This window comes from Povalibacter sp. (assembly GCF_036520495.1).
Lineage (GTDB): Bacteria > Pseudomonadota > Gammaproteobacteria > Steroidobacterales > Steroidobacteraceae > Steroidobacter.
Genome location: NZ_DATDJO010000050.1, coordinates 24,372 through 42,842 on the forward strand (window position 1 = coordinate 24,372; position 18,471 = coordinate 42,842).

Sequence of the window (18,471 nt, forward strand, 5' to 3'; positions counted from 1 at the left end):
CGCAACCGTCGTGACTCGCCGCGCGTGGCGCTCGAACAATCCGGAAAAGCAGCAGGAATACACATGGCCAAACCACGCACCTGGGGCTTGGTGCTCGCCGCCACCGCGTTCTCCACCCATGCATTCGCTCAGGCGCCCGTCGAGGTCAATGCCTCGCAGTCGGCAGAAGCAACGCTGGCGTCTACGCGAGAGCCTGCGGCGGCGAACTCAGTCGACGTTTCCATGCCCGGCGGCATTCCCGGGGTCGTGGTGGTGGGTCGCCGCGAGCGCGATGTGCAGCGGGAAACGACGCAGGTCATCACGGTGCTGTCGCAGGACGATATCGCCAGAACGGGCGAAGGCGACATCGCGGGTGCGCTCGGACGCGTCACCGGGCTGAGCGTGGTTGGCGGCGGATTCGTCTACGTGCGTGGCCTGGGTGACCGTTATTCGCTGGCGCTGCTGAATGGTTCGCCATTGCCTAGCCCTGAGCCCATGCGTCGCGCTGTGCCGCTCAACCTGTTCCCGACGGACGTGGTGGCGTCCTCGCTGGTGCAGAAAACCTATTCACCGAACTTCCCTGGCGAATTCGGTGGTGGCGTTATCAATCTGACCACTCTGGCCATACCGACGGCGCCGTTCCTCGATGTGAATCTTGGTGTCAGCGGCGACACCGAGACGACGGGGCAGCTTGGCTACGACTACTACGGCAACAAACGTGACTGGACCGGGTACGGCAATCGCGACACGCCAGCGGCGCTCGCGGAGTTCTTCGCGAGCGGACAGCGTCTGAGTTCGGGTACCGTGGATTCCGGTGCCATTGCCGGGCAGTTGGTCAGTCGCAGTAACGGTCTGGTGCAGACGGTCGGTGAAATTCCAGCGAATTTCTCCGGGAAGATCACTGCCGGCGACGCCTGGCAGTTCGACGAGTCCGAGCTTGGAGTCATCGCCACGGCCGGATTCAGTAACGGCTGGCGTACCCGCGACAACATCGAGCAGACGCCTGCCAGCTTCGATCTGTCCGGACTCGACCATGACTACCGCAAGGTCTCGACCGAGAACCAGGCCGTCGCCAATGCGCTGTTGGGCCTCGGCTATGAGTTCGGCGAGGGCCACACGCTGCGCTGGACCAACCTTTACATCCACGACACGCTCAAGCGCACGAGTCTGGCGGAAGGTAAACAGAACAGTCAGGCGCTCGGCCAGGACTTCCGCGAGCAAACCACGGCGCTGTACGAACGCGAGTTGCTGAGCACGCAACTGACGGGCGGCTTCAACCTGGATCCGGTGAAGGTCAGCACCCGGGCGTCGTATTCGACGTCGAAGCGCGAAGCGCCGTACGAACTGGGCATCGGCTATGTGCGCACGAACCAGGCAGCGAGTCCTTATGGCGGCTATTTCATCAATCGTCTCGACAACGGCCAGAGCGGCTTTGCGGAGATCGCATTCTCCGACCTGCAGGAAGACCTGTGGTCGGCCGGAGTGGATCTCACCGCGCAGCTCATGCCGCGACTGGTGCTGTCCGGAGGACTGGATATTGCGGATACGCAGCGCGACTCGACACGGCGCGCGTTCCAGATCGTGGCGCCGTCGAGCTTCCCGAGCGGCGTCGGGATGCTGCGGCCGGATTATCTGCTCAGCGCGGGAATCATCGACTTCTACGACATCGGACTGGTCGAGACGACGGAGACCGATCCCGCCTTTGCCGCCAGACTTCGCACCGAGGCGGCCTATGCCCAGGTGCAGGCGGAAGTGGCCGTCGGGCTCGAACTCAGCGTCGGTGCGCGCTATGAGCAGGGTGAGCAGGACGTTCGCCCGCTGCAGGTGTTCGACACTCTGACGAATTCCGGTGCGTCGACCAATATCGCGAACGACTACCTGCTGCCGGCGGCGACGCTCACCTACAGGTTCCGCGACGACATGCAGATGCGCCTGCATGCATCGAAAACCGTCGCGCGACCGCAGTTCCGTGAGCTGATGTTCCAGCGGTACTACGATCCGGAGGCCAATCGCACCTATCGCGGCAATCCGCTGCTGACGGACAGCGAATTCGTCAATGCCGAAGCGCGCTACGAATGGTACTTCGCGCCCGAGCAACGCTTCTCCGTCGCCGGGTTCTACAAGGAAATCGATCAGCCAATCGAAACGTTCACCGGCTTCAACGACAACACCACCGAAACCAGCTTCGCCAACGCGCCGCAAGCCGTGCTCTACGGCGCAGAACTGGAAGTGCAGAAGTATTTCCCGCTCGATGAACGGTTCGGCAGCGGGATCCTCGGCTCGCGCCGTGCGGTGGTGATCGCCAACTACACCTACACCAACTCGCAGATCAACGTCGAAGCGGGCGATACGGTGAGCGTGTTCGGCACGGCGACGCAGCCGGCGAGCCATTTCTTCGTCGACGGCTCACCGCTGACGGGCCAGTCGGACCATATCGTCAACCTGCAGTTCGGGCTGGAGAGTCCTGGCCGGTTGTCGCAGCAGACGATCCTGCTGTCGTATGCGAGCGATCGGGTGACGAGCCGCGGCCCCTCGGGAATGCCGGACTTCTACGAATCGACTGGCTTGCGAGTGGATCTCGTAGCGCGCGAAGCGCTGCGCCTGTTCAACACCGACATGGAGTTCAAGCTGGAAGCACGCAATATTTTCGGCGAAGGCTACGAAGAGTTTCAGGAGCGCGGCGAAAACACCGTCTACTACAATCGCTACGATGTGGGCACGACGATCTCTGCATCGGTCACGGTGGCCTTCTGATATCGGCAATGCGGTGATGGGCAGGGCGGTGGGATGCCTGGCATCACCCCCCATGAGCCGATAAAGCAGTGATGCATCCGCGTATCTCCTGTGGGTCCGACTCGCGTATTTCCTGTGGGTCCGACTTTAGTCGGACATCCGGATCTCCAGACCTGTCCGGCTGAAGTCGGACCCCTCAGCAGAGAATATGATGCGCGCTCATCCAGTGCCCGCGAGTGATCCAGCGTCTGAAGTGTGACGGCAGGATGACATCACGCTTGCGGTGGCGCAGTTCCTGGCGAAAGCGGCGGCATTTGTCGATGCATGTCGGGAGCACCGCAGCCACCATCAACAGCGACCTTAACGAGTTCGTCATCCCGCGTTCACGAGGGCAGCATGAACACATGCAAATCCTCGCCGACTGCAATCTCTCTGTAACAGTGCGCCGGTATAAAACCGGTCATCGGCCCGCCGCAGCTTCAAGACCAACGTTGGCGGGCGTACTCACTAACACGGGAGTTCATGACGTGAAGAACATGCTGATTGCTACCGCAGTCACGGTTGCCCTGTTGCAGCTGCCGGCCGGCGCCTTCGCCGCCAGCGCGGACGATCTGGGTCAGATTCGCGAACAACTGCAGACGCTCATGCAGCGGGTCGACAGGCTGGAGCAGGAGAATACCGAGCTCAAGTCCGAGAACCAGACGCTCAAGGCCCAGGATGATTATCTCAAGGCCGAAACCAAGGGCCTGCGCAAGGATACGGCGACGCTGCAATCGGACGCCGGGAAAGTGAAGGGCGCAGACTGGGCTGGTCGTATCAGTGCCAAGGGTGACCTGCGCTATCGCTACGAGTGGATCGAAGATCCCACGCGCAAGGGTGTCGTGGCGGGATTGCAGGGTTTCAACGACGAGCAACAGACCCGTCAGCGGATCCGGGCACGGCTGGGCTTCGATGCCAGAGTCACGGATTCCCTGCTGGTCGGATTGCAGGTGGCGACGGGCGGCGAAGACCCGCGTTCCTCCAATCAGACACTGGGCGGCGTCAACTCGCGCAAGGCGATCGGCTTCGATCTCGCCTATTTCGACTGGAAGTTCGCCGACTGGGGCAATCTGCTCGGCGGCAAGATGAAGTATCCGTTCGTGCGTCCGGGACAGAGCCTGTTCTACGACAACGACGTGAATCCCGAAGGGCTGGCGATGCAGTTCAGTCGCGGCATGTTCTTCGGCAGCGCGTTCGGCTTCCTCATCGAGGAGCGCAACAATGCAGCCCGTTCTTCGAGTTCGAGTTCCGGCACACCGCCGGTGACGATCACGTCACTCACGAACTGCATCGCCGACGCCGGTCGTACGTGCAGCAAGGATATCTACACGCTGGGTGCCCAGTTCGGCATACGGATGCCCGTGGGCGCATCCACCCTGGTGGCCGGTGTCGGTTATTCGGATCTCAGGAACGGCCAGGGCCAGCGGCCCTTCTTCAACGCGAATGCCAATGGCAACACGTTGACCGGTCCGTTCAGCGGTCTCGCCCATGATTTCAATATCATCGAGGGCTTCGCCGAGTTCAACTCCCAGATCGGCGCGCTGCCGCTGCAGGTGTGGGCCAACTACGCACAGAACCAGGATCCCGACGATCTGAACACCGCATGGGCAGCAGGGGTGTTGTTCGGTAAAGCCAGCAACTACCACACCTGGGAAGCGGGCGTCCTGTACGAGGTTCTGGGGAAGGATGCGTTGTTCGCTCAGGTCGTGGACTCGGATTTCGGCGATGGCACGACGGACACCCAGGGTTGGGTACTGCGCGCCGGATATGCCCCGTGGAAGAACGTGTCGCTCAACGCGACGTACTTCCTCAATCAGCGCTTCGTCGATGTGCCGGTCAACGCGGTCTTTGGCACCAAGACCGACTACGATCGCCTGCAGATCGACTTCAACCTGAAGTTCTGATCGTTGAGAATTTCACACGGGGATCACGCGGGCACGGGGCGACGAAGAGATTCTATCGACGGATCTTTCCCTCCCCGTGCTCTCGTCCCGCGGCATTTCCCCGTGGGATTTGCGGTGGTCGCTTTCGATCGTGTCCCCCGTGGAGTTCTTCTTTTCCTGTCGCGCTTGCGGCCGCAAGTTGCGACGGGTATACAAGACTCAAGTCGCCTACAGCCGGTTGTGTCATGGAAAAAGCCGATCTCTCGCATCACATTCTCAGTCGTTACAACGATGACCTCGAACGCGTTCGTACCAACGTGTTGCAGATGGGCGGGCTCGTCGAAGAGCAGCTGAAGCTGGCAGTCGAGGCGCTGGTCGAGGGCGACAGCCGGCTCGGCGAACAGGTCGCGCACGGCGATGTGAAAGTCAACGCGATGGAAGTCGCGATCGACGATGACTGCAGCCGCATCCTGGCCACGCGCAGCCCGGCCGCATCCGACCTGCGATTGATCGTCGCGGTCATCAAGACCATCACCGACCTCGAGCGTATCGGCGACGAGGCCGAGAAGATCGGGTACATCGGTTCCAGGCTTGCGGCCGTCGAACGTCCCGCCGATCGCTATCGTGAGATCAAGCACCTCGGCCGTCTCGTCGGCGACATGGTGCACGAAGCCCTCGATGCCTTCGCCCGTCTCGACGCCGAAGGCGCCGTGGCCATTGCCAAGAAGGACCGGCTGGTCGATGAGGAATACGAAGCGATCCAGCGCCAGGTCATCACGTTCATGATGGAAGATCCGCGCACCATCCGCCGCGCGCTGGATGTGCTGTGGGTCGCCCGGGCGCTCGAACGTATCGGCGATCACGCCAAGAACGTGTGCGAGTACGTCGTCTACATGGTCTACGGCAAGGACATCCGGCACGTGTCGCTGGAAGACGTCGAAAAGCAGATGCAGTCGCGTAGCCAGCGCGCTGCGGATTCTGGTCGCTAGTGGCAATGCTGCTTGCCTGAGCGTGTGCGCGCATTCCAGATCCTGAAGACCGGGGAAATCTTCGGTTCTGCCTCGCCGGCGCTTATTGCAGCGCTTACGGAGAGGAGGGGTGCTGGCGGACGGGAAGACGATCCCGATAGACTCGCCGCATGATGTCACTGCCTGTATCGCGCCGCGTCGGCAACTCCCTCGGTTTCCTGTTCTGCGCATGCCTGATGGGCTATGCGCTCTATGCGCAGTACGTGCTCGGCCTCGAGCCGTGTCCGTTGTGCATCTTTCAGCGCGTGGCCGTCATCAGCGTCGGGGTGCTGTTCCTGATCGCGGCACTGCATAACCCTGGGCGGACGGGCGCGCGCTGGTATGGGGGGCTGCTCCTGTTCGCCGTGCTGGCGGGCAGTCTCATCTGCATCAGGCATCTGTGGATTCAGGCTCAGCCACCCGGAACGGTCGCGGCCTGCGGCGCCAGCCTCGACTACCTGATGGACATCATGCCGGTGACCGACGTGATCACGAAGGTGCTCACGGGCTCGGGCGAGTGCGGCAAGGTCGACTGGACGCTGCTCGGGCTGTCCATGCCCTGGTGGGTGCTGTTGTCGTTGCTCGCCGCTGGCGTGTGGGCGGCGCTCGTGAATCTGCGCCCGGTGGCCGGCAACAACTGAAATTCAGCCGGAAATCTTCATCCATCCCGAATCGGACGCCAGTACCAACTCTGTGGTTACCGGCCTCCAGCGCGGAGTGACGAGGACGCTGCCCTCGTCACTTCTTTCCGAGCAACAGCTCCATCGTGCGTTCGTACGTCGATGTCAGCGTGTCGACATCGGCGATCCGCACGTTCTCATTCACCTTGTGAATCGTGGCGTTGATCACGCCGAGTTCGACCACCTGCGCGCCCGTCGGGGCGATGAAGCGGCCGTCGGACGTACCGCCCGTGGTCGACATCTGCGGCGAACGGCCCGTGTTCTCTTTCACAGCGATGCGAACGGCATCTGACAGCACACCCGGCGGAGTGAAGAAGGGCAGGCCCGACACGAACCACTCCAGCGTGTAATTGACCTTGTGGCGATCGAGGATGCCCGTGATGGTCTGCTGCATTTTCTCGACGGTCTGTTCCGTCGAAAAACGGATGTTGAAGCGCGCCTTCAGTTCTCCCGGAACCACGTTCGGCGCCCCGGTGCCGGCGTTGATGTTCGAGATCTGGAAGGTGGTCGGCTGGAAGAACTCGTTGCCCTTGTCCCAGGTACGTGTCGAGAGTTCGGCGAGCGCGGGTGCGACAGCGTGTACCGGGTTGTCCGCGAGGTGCGGGTAGGCCACGTGGCCCTGGATGCCGTGCACCGTCAGCTTTCCCGAAAGTGAGCCGCGGCGACCGATCTTGATGGTGTCGCCCAGGGCATCGGTGCTCGTGGGTTCGCCGACGAGGCACCAGTCGATCTTCTCGTTGCGGGCCTCCAGCACTTCCATCACGCGGCGGGTGCCATCGACCGACGGTCCTTCCTCGTCACTCGTGAGCAGGAACGCCAGCGTGCCCTGGTGATCGGCATGACGGGCGATGAAGCGCTCGGTGGCCACGATCATCGCCGCCAGTCCGCTCTTCATGTCTGCCGCGCCGCGCCCGTACAGCGCGCCATCGCGGATGACGGGTTCGAACGGATCCGAGTGCCATTCCTCGCGCGGGCCGGTCGGCACCACGTCGGTGTGGCCGGCAAAGCACAGCACCGGTCCCTCGGTTCCGTGACGGGCCCAGATGTTTTCCACCGGACCGTAGGTCAGCCGTTCGACCTTGAATCCCAACGCCTCCAGCCGCTCGGAGATGATCTGCAGGCACCCATGGTCCTCGGGGCTGACCGAGGGTCGTCGGATCAACTCCTGGGTCAATTGGATCGTGGGGGAGAGGACGGCGGAGGATCGGGGCGGACTGCTGCTCATTTTGTAGGCGGTATGAAGTAGTCGTTCGGAAGGCGGGAAAGCGGGCGAAGGGCGCGGACTTATAGCGAACGAGGGGCAGTCGGGCAAGGTGTCTGCCTGCCGCGCCTCTGTTACGGCTCTGTTGCAGTCTGCCCGGGATGCCGGCGCCGCGCTTCGCCGCAGTTACATCTGCTGTAACACGATTGTCATGCGGGGTGGGCAGACTCCCGCGTCATGGTTGGCCGGCACGGTATGCGTGCTGGCCGGTATTCCCCTCAAGAGGTTCAAATCCATGAAGTTGTGGCACAAATTGAGCGCTTCGATGCTGATGAGCGGGATGGCTGTCCTGGCGGCTCCGCACGTGGCACAGGCGCAGAGCATCGTCAAAATCGACGGTTCCAGCACAGTCTTCCCGATCGCAGAAGCGGTGGCGGAAGAATTCCAGATCTCCAAGCGCGGCAAGGTCCGCGTAACGGTCGGCATCGCGGGCACGGGCGGCGGCTTCAAGCGTTTCTGCCGCGGCGAGACCGACATTTCCAATGCGTCGCGCCCGATCCTCAAAGAGGAGATGGACGCCTGCCGCGCGGCCGGAGTGAAGTACCTGGAAATCCCGGTGGCGTTCGATGCGCTGACCGTGGTCGTCAACAAGTCCAATACCTTCGTCAAATCCCTGACGGTCGCGGACCTGAAGAAGATGTGGGAGCCGAGCGCCCAGGGCCGTGTCTCGAAGTGGAACCAGGTGCGTTCGGAATGGCCGGCTGAGAACCTCATGCTGTTCGGCCCCGGCGCGGATTCGGGCACCTTCGACTACTTCACCGAAGCAATCACCGGCAAGGCCAAGGCGAGCCGTGGCGATTTCACTGCCAGCGAAGACGACAACGTGCTGGTGCAGGGCGTCGAGAACAACAAGACGGCGCTCGGCTACTTCGGTTATGCGTACTACATCGCGCACAAGGATCGCCTGACGGCGGTGCCGATCGTGAACGGCAAGGGCCAGGCGGTCAGTCCGAGCCTGGAAGGCGTCATCGATGGCAGCTATGAGCCGCTGTCGCGTCCGCTCTTCATCTACGTGCGCGAATCGTCGGCGCAGCGGCCCGAAATCCAGGAATTCATCAAGTTCTATCTCACCGAGGGCGCGAAGCTCGTGAAGGAAGTCGGTTACGTGCCGCTGCCCGAGAAGGCTTACCAGCTCGCACTCAAGCACTTCACGGATCGCAAGCTCGGCACGGTGTTTGGCGGCGTTCCTGAAGTCGGGGTCACCATCGACAACCTGCTGGCTCGCGAAGGCAAGTTGTAACGGAAGGGGGCTGCTGGGCTCCGGAGCGCCGGGCGGCTGGCCAGATGGAGGAGGATTCCCTTCGCCTTCTGGCCAGTAACCCGGCGCCAGACAGCACTTAGCCTCATGTCAACGTCGCATGTCGGCGGACGAATCAGTAAAGTTCGCCCCGTCACTGAATGGCCCAAACGCCGCAACGGTTCGGCATACCCGACCTGAAGAGTTCGTCGCTTGAATCAGAATATTTCCAGTCCGGGCCAGTTGGTAAAGGCGTTGCGCTATCGAAAGATGCGCGATCGCATCATCGAGTTCTTCCTGCTGGCCGCCGGACTCGTGGCCGTGTTCACGACCCTCGCCATCGTCGCCATCCTGGTGTACGAGTCGAGCGCGTTCTTCGAACACGTGACGATCAAGGAATTCCTCACCGACACGATGTGGACGCCGCTGTTCGCGGACGCCCACTACGGAATCATGCCGCTGGTGGCCGGCACGCTGACCACCACCATGGTGGCCCTGCTGGTGGCCGTACCGCTGGGCACGACCATCGCGATCTACCTCAGCGAATTCGCGCCGTACCAGGTGCGTGAGACCGTCAAGCCGATTCTGGAGCTGCTCGGCGCCGTGCCGACCGTGGTGTATGGCTACTTCGCGCTCACGATGGTCACGCCGGTGCTGCAATACTTCATGCCGGATCTGCCGGGCTTCAACATGCTGAGCGCCGGGTTGGTCATCGGCCTGATGATCGTGCCGTACGTGAGTTCAGTGAGCGAGGATGCGATGCGCGCCGTGCCGCGGTACATGCGCGAAGGCTCCTATGCAATGGGCGCGACGCGTCTGCAGACCGCGCTGCGTGTGGTGGTTCCCGGCGCCTTCTCGGGTCTGGCGGCGGCGTTCATTCTCGGTATCTCGCGCGCGGTCGGTGAGACCATGGTGGTGGCCATCGCCGCCGGCATGCAGCCCAATCTGACGTTCGATCCGCGCGAGCCGGCGGCGACGATCACGGCCTACATCGTCCAGGTCAGTCTCGGCGATCTGCCGCACGGCAGTATCGGTTACCAGAGTATTTTCGCCGCGGGCCTGGTGCTGATGCTGATCACGCTGGTCTTCAATGTCATCGGCTTCTCGTTGACGCGCCGTTTTCGTGAGGCCTACTGATGAGCGCCAACTCCGCCACGTTCCGGGACATGGAAGCAGTGCGTGCCGGCCTGACCCGCCGCAAGATGCTCGACAAGATCTTCGTGATCGTCGGGCTGATCGTGATGCTGGCCTGTCTGGCCGTGCTCGCCGTGCTGTTCATCGATCTGGTGCGCGATGGCTCGCCGCGTTTCAGTGTGGATTTCTTCACCAACTTTGCTTCGCGCAATGCCGAGCGGGCGGGCATCCTCGCTGCCTGGGTGGGCACCACACTGGTCATGGTGGTGACGGCATGCTGCGCCGTGCCGGTGGGCGTCGCGGCGGCGATCTATCTGGAAGAGTACGCGCCGAAGAACTGGTTCACCGCCGTCATAGAAATCAATGTCACCAATCTCGCGGGTGTGCCCTCGATCGTGTACGGCCTGCTGGCATTGGGATTGTTCGTCTACCAGTTCGACCTGGGGCAGAGCATCGCGGCGGCGGGTCTCACACTGGCGCTGCTGATCCTGCCGATCGTCATCGTCGCGACGCGCGAAGCCATCCGTTCGGTGCCAAACTCGATTCGCGAAGCAGCCTATGGATTGGGCGCGACGCGCTGGGAAGTGACGAAGGACCACGTGCTGCCGTATTCCACCGGCGGCGTGCTCACCGGCATGATCCTCGGATTGTCGCGAGCCATCGGCGAAACGGCGCCCATCATTACCATCGGTGCGCTGAGCTTCATTGCCTTCCTGCCGCAGTCGCCGTTCCAGAGCGAATTTCCATTCCTCTCGTTCAAGTGGCTCAACGATCCGTTCACCGTGATGCCGATCCAGATGTTCAACTGGGTGTCGCGGCCGGATCAGGCGTTCCAGGCCAATGCCGCCGCCGCCGGTGCGATCCTGCTCGGCATGACGCTGCTCATGAACGGTGTGGCGATCTGGATCCGCTATCGGTTCCGCAAGAAGATCAACTGGTAAGAGCGATCAGGTGAGTGTGAAGCAAGTGACGACCGAATCAGCCCCTACCAGTGTCGCTGCCGTGCCGGCAGCCAGGCGTGCCCAGGAGATTCCTTTGCAGAACGATGCGTCGGTGCGCGCGGCTCAGGCCACGCCGAAGATTTCCATCAGTGTCGATGACACGCGCAAGGTCCGCACGCTCGACGTCAAGGCGGCGGTCGACAATCTCAATTTCTATTATGGCCAGCATCAGGCGCTGAAGAACCTGACGATTCCGATCGCGGACAAGCAGGTCACCGCGCTGATCGGTCCGTCGGGCTGCGGCAAGAGCACGTTCCTGCGCTGCTTCAATCGCATGCACGATCTGCAGCCGGGGACGCGCTATGAGGGCAGCATCACGCTGCATCCGGACAATCTGAATCTGGTCGGTGCGAACGTGGATCCGATCGAGGTCCGCATGCGTATCGGCATGGTGTTCCAGAAACCGAATCCGTTTCCGAAATCGATCTTCGAGAATGTTGCGTACGGCCTGCGCCTGCGCGGTGTGCGCAATCGCGCAACACTCGCGGAGGAGGTCGAGAAGGCACTGCGCGGCGCCGCACTCTGGGACGAGGCCAAGGATCGTCTGCAGGATTCCGCTCTTGCGCTGTCCGGCGGTCAGATGCAGCGTCTGTGTATCGCGCGTGCCCTGGCGACCACGCCCGAAATCCTGCTGTTCGACGAACCCACCTCGGCGCTGGATCCGATCGCGACTGCAAAGATCGAAGAACTCATTTCGACGCTGCGCGACCAGGTCACCGTCCTGATCGTGACGCACAACATGCAGCAGGCCGCCCGGGTGTCGGATTACACGGCCTTCATGTACCTCGGCGAACTGATCGAATTCGACGAAGCCGCCAAGATCTTCACGAACCCGAGCAAGAAGGCGACGGAAGACTACATCACCGGTCGATACGGCTGATGCAGTGATCGTGCGGATCACCGTCCGGCCATGAAGTCCCTCACATCCACTTCTGATCCTGCCGAGGGTCACACCGCCAAGGTGTTCGACGCTGCGCTGTCGGAACTGCGTCTGCACGTGGTGATGATGGGCGGGCTCGCAATCGACCAGGTCTCCGCTGCGATGCGCGCACTGCTCGACGGCGACGCCGCACTGGCGCAGCTGGTGCTGGCGCGCGAATCGCGTATCAATGAGTTCGAGCGCGACGTCGATCGCGAAGCTTTCAGGCTCATCGCACTGCATCAGCCGGTGGCGAGCGATCTGCGCATGACCCTGGCGGTTTCCCGCATCACCGTCGAACTCGAACGGGTGGGCGACGAGGCCAAGAAAATCGCCAAGTTCGCCGCGCGGCTTGCGATGGGCGAACCGACCGGTCCGGTTCTGGCGGTGGCGCGCTATCTGCGTCACATGGCGGATCTGACGGCAGGCATGCTGAGAGAAGCGGTGCGTGCGCTGGATGAAGCGGACGCCGGGCTGGCGCGCGGCGTGGCGGGCCGTGATTCAGAACTCGATGCCGAATTCGCCGCAGCGCTGCGCCAGTTGCTGACGTTGGCGATGCAGGATCAGCGTTTCTTCAGTGCCACCATCGATACCGTGTTCGCCCTCAAGGGGCTCGAACGCATCGGCGATCACGCCAAGAACATCGCCGAGCAGGTGCAGTTCGTCACCAGCGGTGAGGATGTGCGGTATCGGAAGCAGGGCGGTGCGGTGAACGAGTGATCACCGCACCGCTGCCTCGATCGATTATTCCCGCAACAGTTCGTTGATGCTCACCTTCGAGCGTGTCTGCGCATCGACGCGCTTCACGATCACGGCGCAGTACAGGTTGTACTTGCCGCCGCGCGGCAGCGAGCCGGAGACGACGACCGCGCCGGCGGGAACGCGACCGTAGGTCACTTCATCGCGTTCGCGATCGTAAATCGGCGTGCTGGCGCCGATGAACACACCCATCGAAATCACCGCGCCTTCTTCGACGATCACGCCTTCGACGATTTCCGAGCGGGCGCCGATGAAGCAGCCGTCCTCGATGATGGTCGGGTTGGCCTGCAGCGGTTCGAGCACACCACCCAATCCGGCGCCGCCCGAGAGATGCACGTTCTTGCCCACCTGCGCGCAGGACCCCACGGTCGCCCACGTGTCGACCATCGTGCCTTCGCCGACGTAGGCGCCGATGTTGACGTAGGAAGGCATGAGGATCGCGTTCGACGCCACGAAGGCGCCGCGACGCACGATGGCATGCGGCACTACGCGCACGCCTTCGGCACGGAAGCGCGCGTCGTCATAGTCCGCGTACTTGAGCGGTACCTTGTCGAAGAACTGTGTGAAGCCGGCATCGATGGTGCGGTTGTCGTTCAGGCGAAACGACAGCAGCACGGCTTTCTTCAGCCACTGATTGACGTGCCATGTACCGTCGCGCTTCTCGGCGACGCGTGCCTTGCCGCTGTCGAGCAGCGTAATGGCTTCCTCGACGGCATTGCGCACGTCGGCAGGGGCATTGCCGGGCGAGAACTGGGTGCGCTGCTCGAAGGCAGCATCGATGACTGAAGCGAGAGATGACATGGTGATGAAATGATCCGGTGATGACGATCGCAGCGGAAGTCTACCCGCTTCGCCTGCATCACTTCATCACCGATCACTACATCACTGGTTCGCGACGAAGTCCCGAATGCGCTGTGCGGCTGCCACGCATTCAGGGACGTTCGCGACCAGGGAAATGCGCACCCGGCCGCGCCCTGGATTGCCAGCGATTCCGGGTCGGGCGATGTAGCTGCCCGGCAGGACCGTAACGTTCTGTTTCTCGAACAGTTCACGGACGAACTGTTCGTCGTCTTTGACGCGGGGCCACAGGTAAAAGCTGGCTTCGGGCGCGGCGACGTCCATCACCTCGCGCAGGATGGGCACGACGCGCGCGAATTTCTCGCGATAGAGGCGGCGGTTCTCGATGACGTGCTGTTCGTCGTTCCACGCGGCGATGCTCGCGAGCTGTACGTAACCCGGCATCGCGCAGCCATGGTAGGTGCGATAGAGCAGGAAGGGTTTGATCACCGCCGGATCGCCCGCAACGAAGCCCGAGCGCAGGCCAGGGACGTTGGAGCGCTTCGACAGACTGTGAAAAACCAGGCAGCGCTCGAACTCGTTGTGACCCACGGCAACGGCAGCCTGCAGCAATCCCGGCGGCGGGCTCGACTCATCGAGGTAGATCTCGCTGTAGCATTCATCGGAGGCCACCACGAAGCCGTAGCGATCCGCGAGTTCGAGTGCGCGCTTCAGATAGTCGAGGCTCGCGACGGCGCCGGTCGGATTGCCGGGCGAACACAGGAACAGCAACTGGCAGCGGTTCCACACGTCCGGCGATACGCCATCGAGATCCGGCAGGAACTCATTGTCGCGATCGTTACCCATGAACCAGGGTTCAGCCTCGGCGAGCAGCGCCGCGCCTTCATAGATCTGATAGAACGGGTTCGGCATCACGACTAGCGGCCGCTTGCTGCGATCGGTGATGGCCTGCGTCGCGGCGAACAGTGCTTCACGCGTGCCGTTCACCGGCAGGATCATCGAGTCCGGATTCACTGCTTTTGCCGGCAACTGAAAGCGGCGCGTCAGCCACGCCGCAACGGCCTGACGAAATTCCGGCAGACCAAGCGTCAACGGGTAGCTGCCGAGGGTGCTCAGACTCTGCGTCAGGGCCTCGAGCACGAAGCTCGGCGGCGTATGTCGTGGCTCGCCGATATAGAGCGCAATCGGCGCCAGCGATGCCGGCGGTTGCGCTCCCGCGAGCAATGCACGCAGGCGCTCGAACGGATAGGGCTGCAGGCTGGTCAGCGACGGATTCATGCAATGGCCTTGTTCGCGACGTCCAGTGCGGCCGTGAGTCGGGCGGTGAGGCGCTCGCACGCCGCCGTATCGAGGTGCGTGCCGTTGTCGTTGGTCACATAGAAGACGTCTTCGGCGCGTTCGCCGACGGTCATGACTTTCGACGTGAAGATGTGGATCCGCTCGTTCATGAAGGCCTTGGCAACCTGCGACAGCAGGCCGGGCCGGTCGCCGGCGATCAACTCGATGATGGTGCGATGGTTGACCGGATCTTCCACGAACGTGATCTGCGTCGGCGTCGTGAACATGCGCACCTGACGCGGAGCGCGACGCGTGACCGTCGTGAACGCTGCGGCATCCGGCTTGGCAAGTTCGTGGGACAAGTGCTGTTCGATATCGCGGATTCGGTTGCGGTCGGTGATCTCGGCGCCCGTGTCCTCGAGCACGTGATAGACGTCGAGGCTGAAGCCGTCGCCGGTGGGAGTGATCCGCGCATCGACGATGTTCAATCCGAGCTGGTCCAGCAGCGCAGTGGTGCGTGCGAAGCTCTGCTGCGCCTGCGGGGTGTAAGTGGAAATGGCCGTGCCGCCGCGACCCGACTGCTGTTCCACGGAGACCAGTGATGAGTTGTCGTCTTTCTCGCGCATGGCGAGCAGGCGCGTGTGCCAGGCAATCTCTTCCGGAGTGTGACGCAGGAAATAATCATCGGTCAGGTGCGGCCACACTTCGTCGACTTTCTCTGCCGCAATGCCGGAGCGACCGAGCAGCTCCCGCGCGCGCGACTGAGTTTCGGAAATGAGTTCCTCGCGATCGATCGGGCTTTCGAGGCCGCGCCGCAACGCCTGTTTGGTGCGCTCGTAGAACTCCGAGAACAGCGATGACTTCCAGTTGTTCCACAACTTTGGATTGGTGCCGCGCACGTCCGCGACGGTCAGCACGTACAGATAGTCGAGGTGGTTCTGATCGCCGACGTGATTGGCGAATTCGTGCAGGACTTTCGGATCGCTGATGTCCTTCTTCTGCGCGGTGACGGACAGGATCAGGTGGTTGCGCACCAGCCAGGCGACCAGGCGCGCGTCATAGCGCGACAGGCCCTGTTCGAGGCAGAACGCCTCGGCGTCCACCGAACCGAGGTCCGAGTGATCGCCGCCGCGACCCTTGGCAATGTCGTGAAAGATGGCCGCCATGTAGGCCAGTTCCGGCTTCGGCAGCGACTGCATGATGCGCGACAGGGCCGGGAATTCATGGTCGTACTTCGGCATCGCCAGACGCCGCAGGTTGCTGACCACGAACAGCGTGTGCGCATCGACGGTGTAGGCGTGGAACAGATCGTATTGCATCCGTCCGACGATGCGGCCGAAGGCGGGAATGTAGCGGCCGAGCACGCCATAGAGATTCATGCGCCGCAATTCGTGAGTGACGCCGAGCGGCGCACTCAGGATCTCGAAGAACAGTCGATGATTGCGCGGGTGCTGGCGGAACTCTTCGTCGATCAGCCACAGATGACGGGTCAGCTGACGAATGGTCGCGGCGCGGACGCCACGGATCTCCGGATGCTGCTCGATGACGACAAAGAGTTCGAGCAGCGCGGACGGATAACGATCGAACACGTCCTCGCTGGTGATTTCGACGTAGTCGCTGCGGATCTGGAAGCGCGGATTCACCGGCACCGGCGTGACGTTGGCATCGGACAGGATCGCTTCGCGAAACAGCTGCAGCAGCATTTCGTTCAACAGGCTCACGTCCATTGCCGTGCGGTAGTAGCGCTGCATGAACTGTTCGACGGCGAGCGTGTAGGTCGCGTCTTCGTAGCCGAACATCGTCGCCAGCTTGATCTGGTGATCGAACAGCAGCCGGTCTTCGCGGCGATTGGTCAGAACGTGCAGGGCGAAGCGGATCTTCCACAGGAAGGCCTGGGCGGTCTTCAGCTTGCGCAGTTCGGCGCGTGTCAGGAAGCCGTGATCGACCAGCTGGTCGAGCGAATCGGCATTGAAGTGCCGCTTGGCGACCCAGCCGATGGTCTGGATGTCGCGCAGCCCGCCCGGGCTCGACTTCACGTTGGGCTCGAGGTTGTAGGCGGTGTCGTGATAGCGATGGTGTCGGGCCGTCTGTTCCGCCACCTTGGCTTCGAAGAAATCGCGGGTCGGCCAGACGCGCTCGGGCGCCAGGGCGCGGCGCATGGCCTCCAGCAGCTGTTCGGGACCGATCAGCAGCCGTGCCTCGATCATGGTGGTGGCCACGCTGACGTCGGCGGCGCTTTCGCGCTGGCAGTCGTCGATGGTCCGCACGCTGTGGCCGACTTCGAGGCCGATGTCCCACATGAAGGTGAGGAAGCGCTCGAGATTCGACTGCCACGGCGTCGATTCGCTCTTCGGCAGCAGGATCATGATGTCGATGTCGGAGCACAGGTTCAGCTCGCCGCGGCCGTAGCCGCCGACGGCGATCAGTGCGACGTCGCGCGCGAAGTTCCCGACATGCAGTTTCCAGGCGTTCTTGAGCAGGGCATCGACGAGGCGGGCGCGGTCGCGCACCAGGGTTTCGACGGGCTGGTCGTCGGCGAAGCGTGCCTTGAGGCGATTGTCGCCTTCGGCGAGTGCTTCGCGAAACGCTGCGATGTTCGGTTCGGAGCCGGTCGCCTGCAGTCGCTGCTGCAGGCTGTTGAGGTAGTCCCAGCTCGGATCTGTCGTGGCCGTGCTGGTCTCGTCGATATCGTCGGGCGTCACAAAGGGCATGGGCAATCTTCTTGTGGGATCAACGCTCGGCGGCGCTGAGCGTGAGCACTTCGTATCCCGAGTCGGTTACCAGCACGGTGTGTTCCCACTGTGCGGACAGCGAGTGATCCTTCGTGACCACGGTCCAGCCGTCCGCCAGCAGCTTCACGTCGCGTTTGCCGGCATTGATCATGGGCTCGACGGTGAAAGTCATCCCGGGTGCGAGTTCGACTCCCGGATCGCGCTGGCGATAATGCAGGATCTGCGGATCCTCGTGAAAGATTCGGCCGATGCCGTGTCCGCAGTACTCGCGCACGATCGACAGATGCAGCGGATCGATCATGGTCTGAATCGCCGCGCCGATGTCGCCGATCCGGGCGCCCGGGCGCACCTGACGGATGCCGGTCCACATGGCCTCACGCGTGACGTCGACCAGGCGCTGGACCGCGGGGTTCACCTTGCCGATCGTGAACATGCGACTGGTATCGCCGTGCCAGCCGTCCTTGATGACGGTGATGTCGAGATTGATGATGTCGCCCTGTTTGAGGCGACGATCGCTCGGGATCCCATGGCAGACCACATGGTTGACCGACGTGCAGATGGACTTGGGGAAACCCCGATAGTTGAGGGGGGCAGGGATGGCGCGCTGCACATCCACGATGTAGTTATGGCAGCGCTCGTTCAGCTCATCCGTGGTCACACCGGCGACGACATAGGGGCCGATCATGTCGAGGACGTCGGCCGCCAGCCGGCCTGCCTCGCGCATAGAGGCTTGTTCTGCCGGGGTTTTAATCGTCACCTGCATAGTTTCGGGAACGTCAGTTAGGAGGTAAGGGGGACCGCTGGCCACACATGATCGATGCCATCGAAAACGGGGCGCGGTCAGCGGTGGGCAGTATGCGGGCGGAAGCGCCGGATGGAAGGGTCAGGTTGGGAAATGTGCCGCGAGCGCGAGCGGCAAATTTCCGGGAAAAAACCTGTGGTCAATCATCGAGTTTATGGTATAAAGCGCGCGCTTTTTTGGCAACGAATCCGTCTTTTCAATATCTCTCACACTGGCCGACACGTGCGAC

At 62.5% G+C, this 18,471-nt stretch carries 14 protein-coding genes; 9 read left to right on the forward strand and 5 right to left on the reverse strand.

Features of this window, described 5'->3' with window-relative positions; genetic code table 11:
- Nucleotides 1-63 precede the first annotated feature (63 nt).
- From VIZ63_RS17675 to VIZ63_RS17690, 4 genes are all read left to right on the forward strand, one after another.
- Complete coding sequence (locus tag VIZ63_RS17675) at nt 64-2,733, forward strand: TonB-dependent receptor domain-containing protein (RefSeq protein WP_331611016.1); 2,670 nt, start codon at nt 64-66, stop codon at nt 2,731-2,733.
- A gap of 515 nt (nt 2,734-3,248) precedes the next feature.
- On the forward strand, nt 3,249-4,655 hold the full coding sequence (locus VIZ63_RS17680) for a putative porin (protein WP_331611017.1): 1,407 nt from the start codon (nt 3,249-3,251) through the stop codon (nt 4,653-4,655).
- 224 nt (nt 4,656-4,879) lie between these two features.
- Complete coding sequence (gene phoU / locus VIZ63_RS17685; protein ID WP_331611018.1) at nt 4,880-5,623, forward strand: phosphate signaling complex protein PhoU; 744 nt, start codon at nt 4,880-4,882, stop codon at nt 5,621-5,623.
- Between the two features lie 149 nt (nt 5,624-5,772).
- The gene (locus VIZ63_RS17690) at nt 5,773-6,282 is read left to right on the forward strand and encodes a disulfide bond formation protein B (protein ID WP_331611019.1); all 510 of its coding nucleotides are present in this window, start codon (nt 5,773-5,775) and stop codon (nt 6,280-6,282) included.
- Between the two features lie 97 nt (nt 6,283-6,379).
- On the opposite strand, the gene dapE is transcribed toward VIZ63_RS17690, so the two are convergent.
- Entirely contained in the window at nt 6,380-7,546 is a 1,167-nt protein-coding gene (gene dapE / locus VIZ63_RS17695) for a succinyl-diaminopimelate desuccinylase (RefSeq protein ID WP_331611020.1), read from the reverse strand.
- A 271-nt stretch (nt 7,547-7,817) separates the two neighbouring features.
- Here dapE and VIZ63_RS17700 point away from each other — a divergent pair, with 271 nt between their 5' ends.
- The 5 genes from VIZ63_RS17700 (at nt 7,818) to phoU (VIZ63_RS17720) (ending at nt 12,593) form a co-directional block, all read left to right on the forward strand.
- Nucleotides 7,818-8,822, forward strand: coding sequence for a PstS family phosphate ABC transporter substrate-binding protein (locus VIZ63_RS17700; protein ID WP_331611021.1), 1,005 nt, complete (start codon nt 7,818-7,820; stop codon nt 8,820-8,822).
- A 267-nt stretch (nt 8,823-9,089) separates the two neighbouring features.
- Nucleotides 9,090-9,956 (forward strand): phosphate ABC transporter permease subunit PstC, encoded by an 867-nt coding sequence (pstC, locus tag VIZ63_RS17705; protein WP_349261221.1) that lies wholly within the window; start codon nt 9,090-9,092, stop codon nt 9,954-9,956.
- A 29-nt stretch (nt 9,957-9,985) separates the two neighbouring features.
- Nucleotides 9,986-10,894, forward strand: a complete 909-nt coding sequence (pstA, locus tag VIZ63_RS17710; protein ID WP_414703811.1) for a phosphate ABC transporter permease PstA — start codon at nt 9,986-9,988, stop codon at nt 10,892-10,894.
- Nucleotides 10,895-11,039: 145 nt separating this feature from the next.
- The gene (gene pstB, locus VIZ63_RS17715) at nt 11,040-11,834 is read left to right on the forward strand and encodes a phosphate ABC transporter ATP-binding protein PstB (RefSeq protein ID WP_349261222.1); all 795 of its coding nucleotides are present in this window, start codon (nt 11,040-11,042) and stop codon (nt 11,832-11,834) included.
- Nucleotides 11,835-11,864: 30 nt separating this feature from the next.
- Entirely contained in the window at nt 11,865-12,593 is a 729-nt protein-coding gene (gene phoU, locus VIZ63_RS17720) for a phosphate signaling complex protein PhoU (RefSeq protein ID WP_331611025.1), read from the forward strand.
- Nucleotides 12,594-12,617: 24 nt separating this feature from the next.
- Here phoU (VIZ63_RS17720) and dapD read toward each other — a convergent pair whose 3' ends face one another.
- From dapD to map, 4 genes are all read right to left on the reverse strand, one after another.
- Nucleotides 12,618-13,433, reverse strand: coding sequence for a 2,3,4,5-tetrahydropyridine-2,6-dicarboxylate N-succinyltransferase (gene dapD, locus VIZ63_RS17725; protein ID WP_331611026.1), 816 nt, complete (start codon nt 13,431-13,433; stop codon nt 12,618-12,620).
- Between the two features lie 81 nt (nt 13,434-13,514).
- Entirely contained in the window at nt 13,515-14,708 is a 1,194-nt protein-coding gene (gene dapC, locus VIZ63_RS17730; RefSeq protein ID WP_331611027.1) for a succinyldiaminopimelate transaminase, read from the reverse strand.
- Nucleotides 14,705-17,419: a [protein-PII] uridylyltransferase gene (gene glnD, locus VIZ63_RS17735; RefSeq protein ID WP_331611028.1), complete on the reverse strand. Its 2,715-nt coding sequence runs from the start codon at nt 17,417-17,419 to the stop codon at nt 14,705-14,707. The genes dapC and glnD overlap by 4 nt, the downstream gene beginning before the upstream one ends.
- 19 nt (nt 17,420-17,438) lie before the next feature.
- Complete coding sequence (gene map, locus VIZ63_RS17740) at nt 17,439-18,203, reverse strand: type I methionyl aminopeptidase (protein ID WP_331611029.1); 765 nt, start codon at nt 18,201-18,203, stop codon at nt 17,439-17,441.
- Nucleotides 18,204-18,471: the final 268 nt, after the last annotated feature.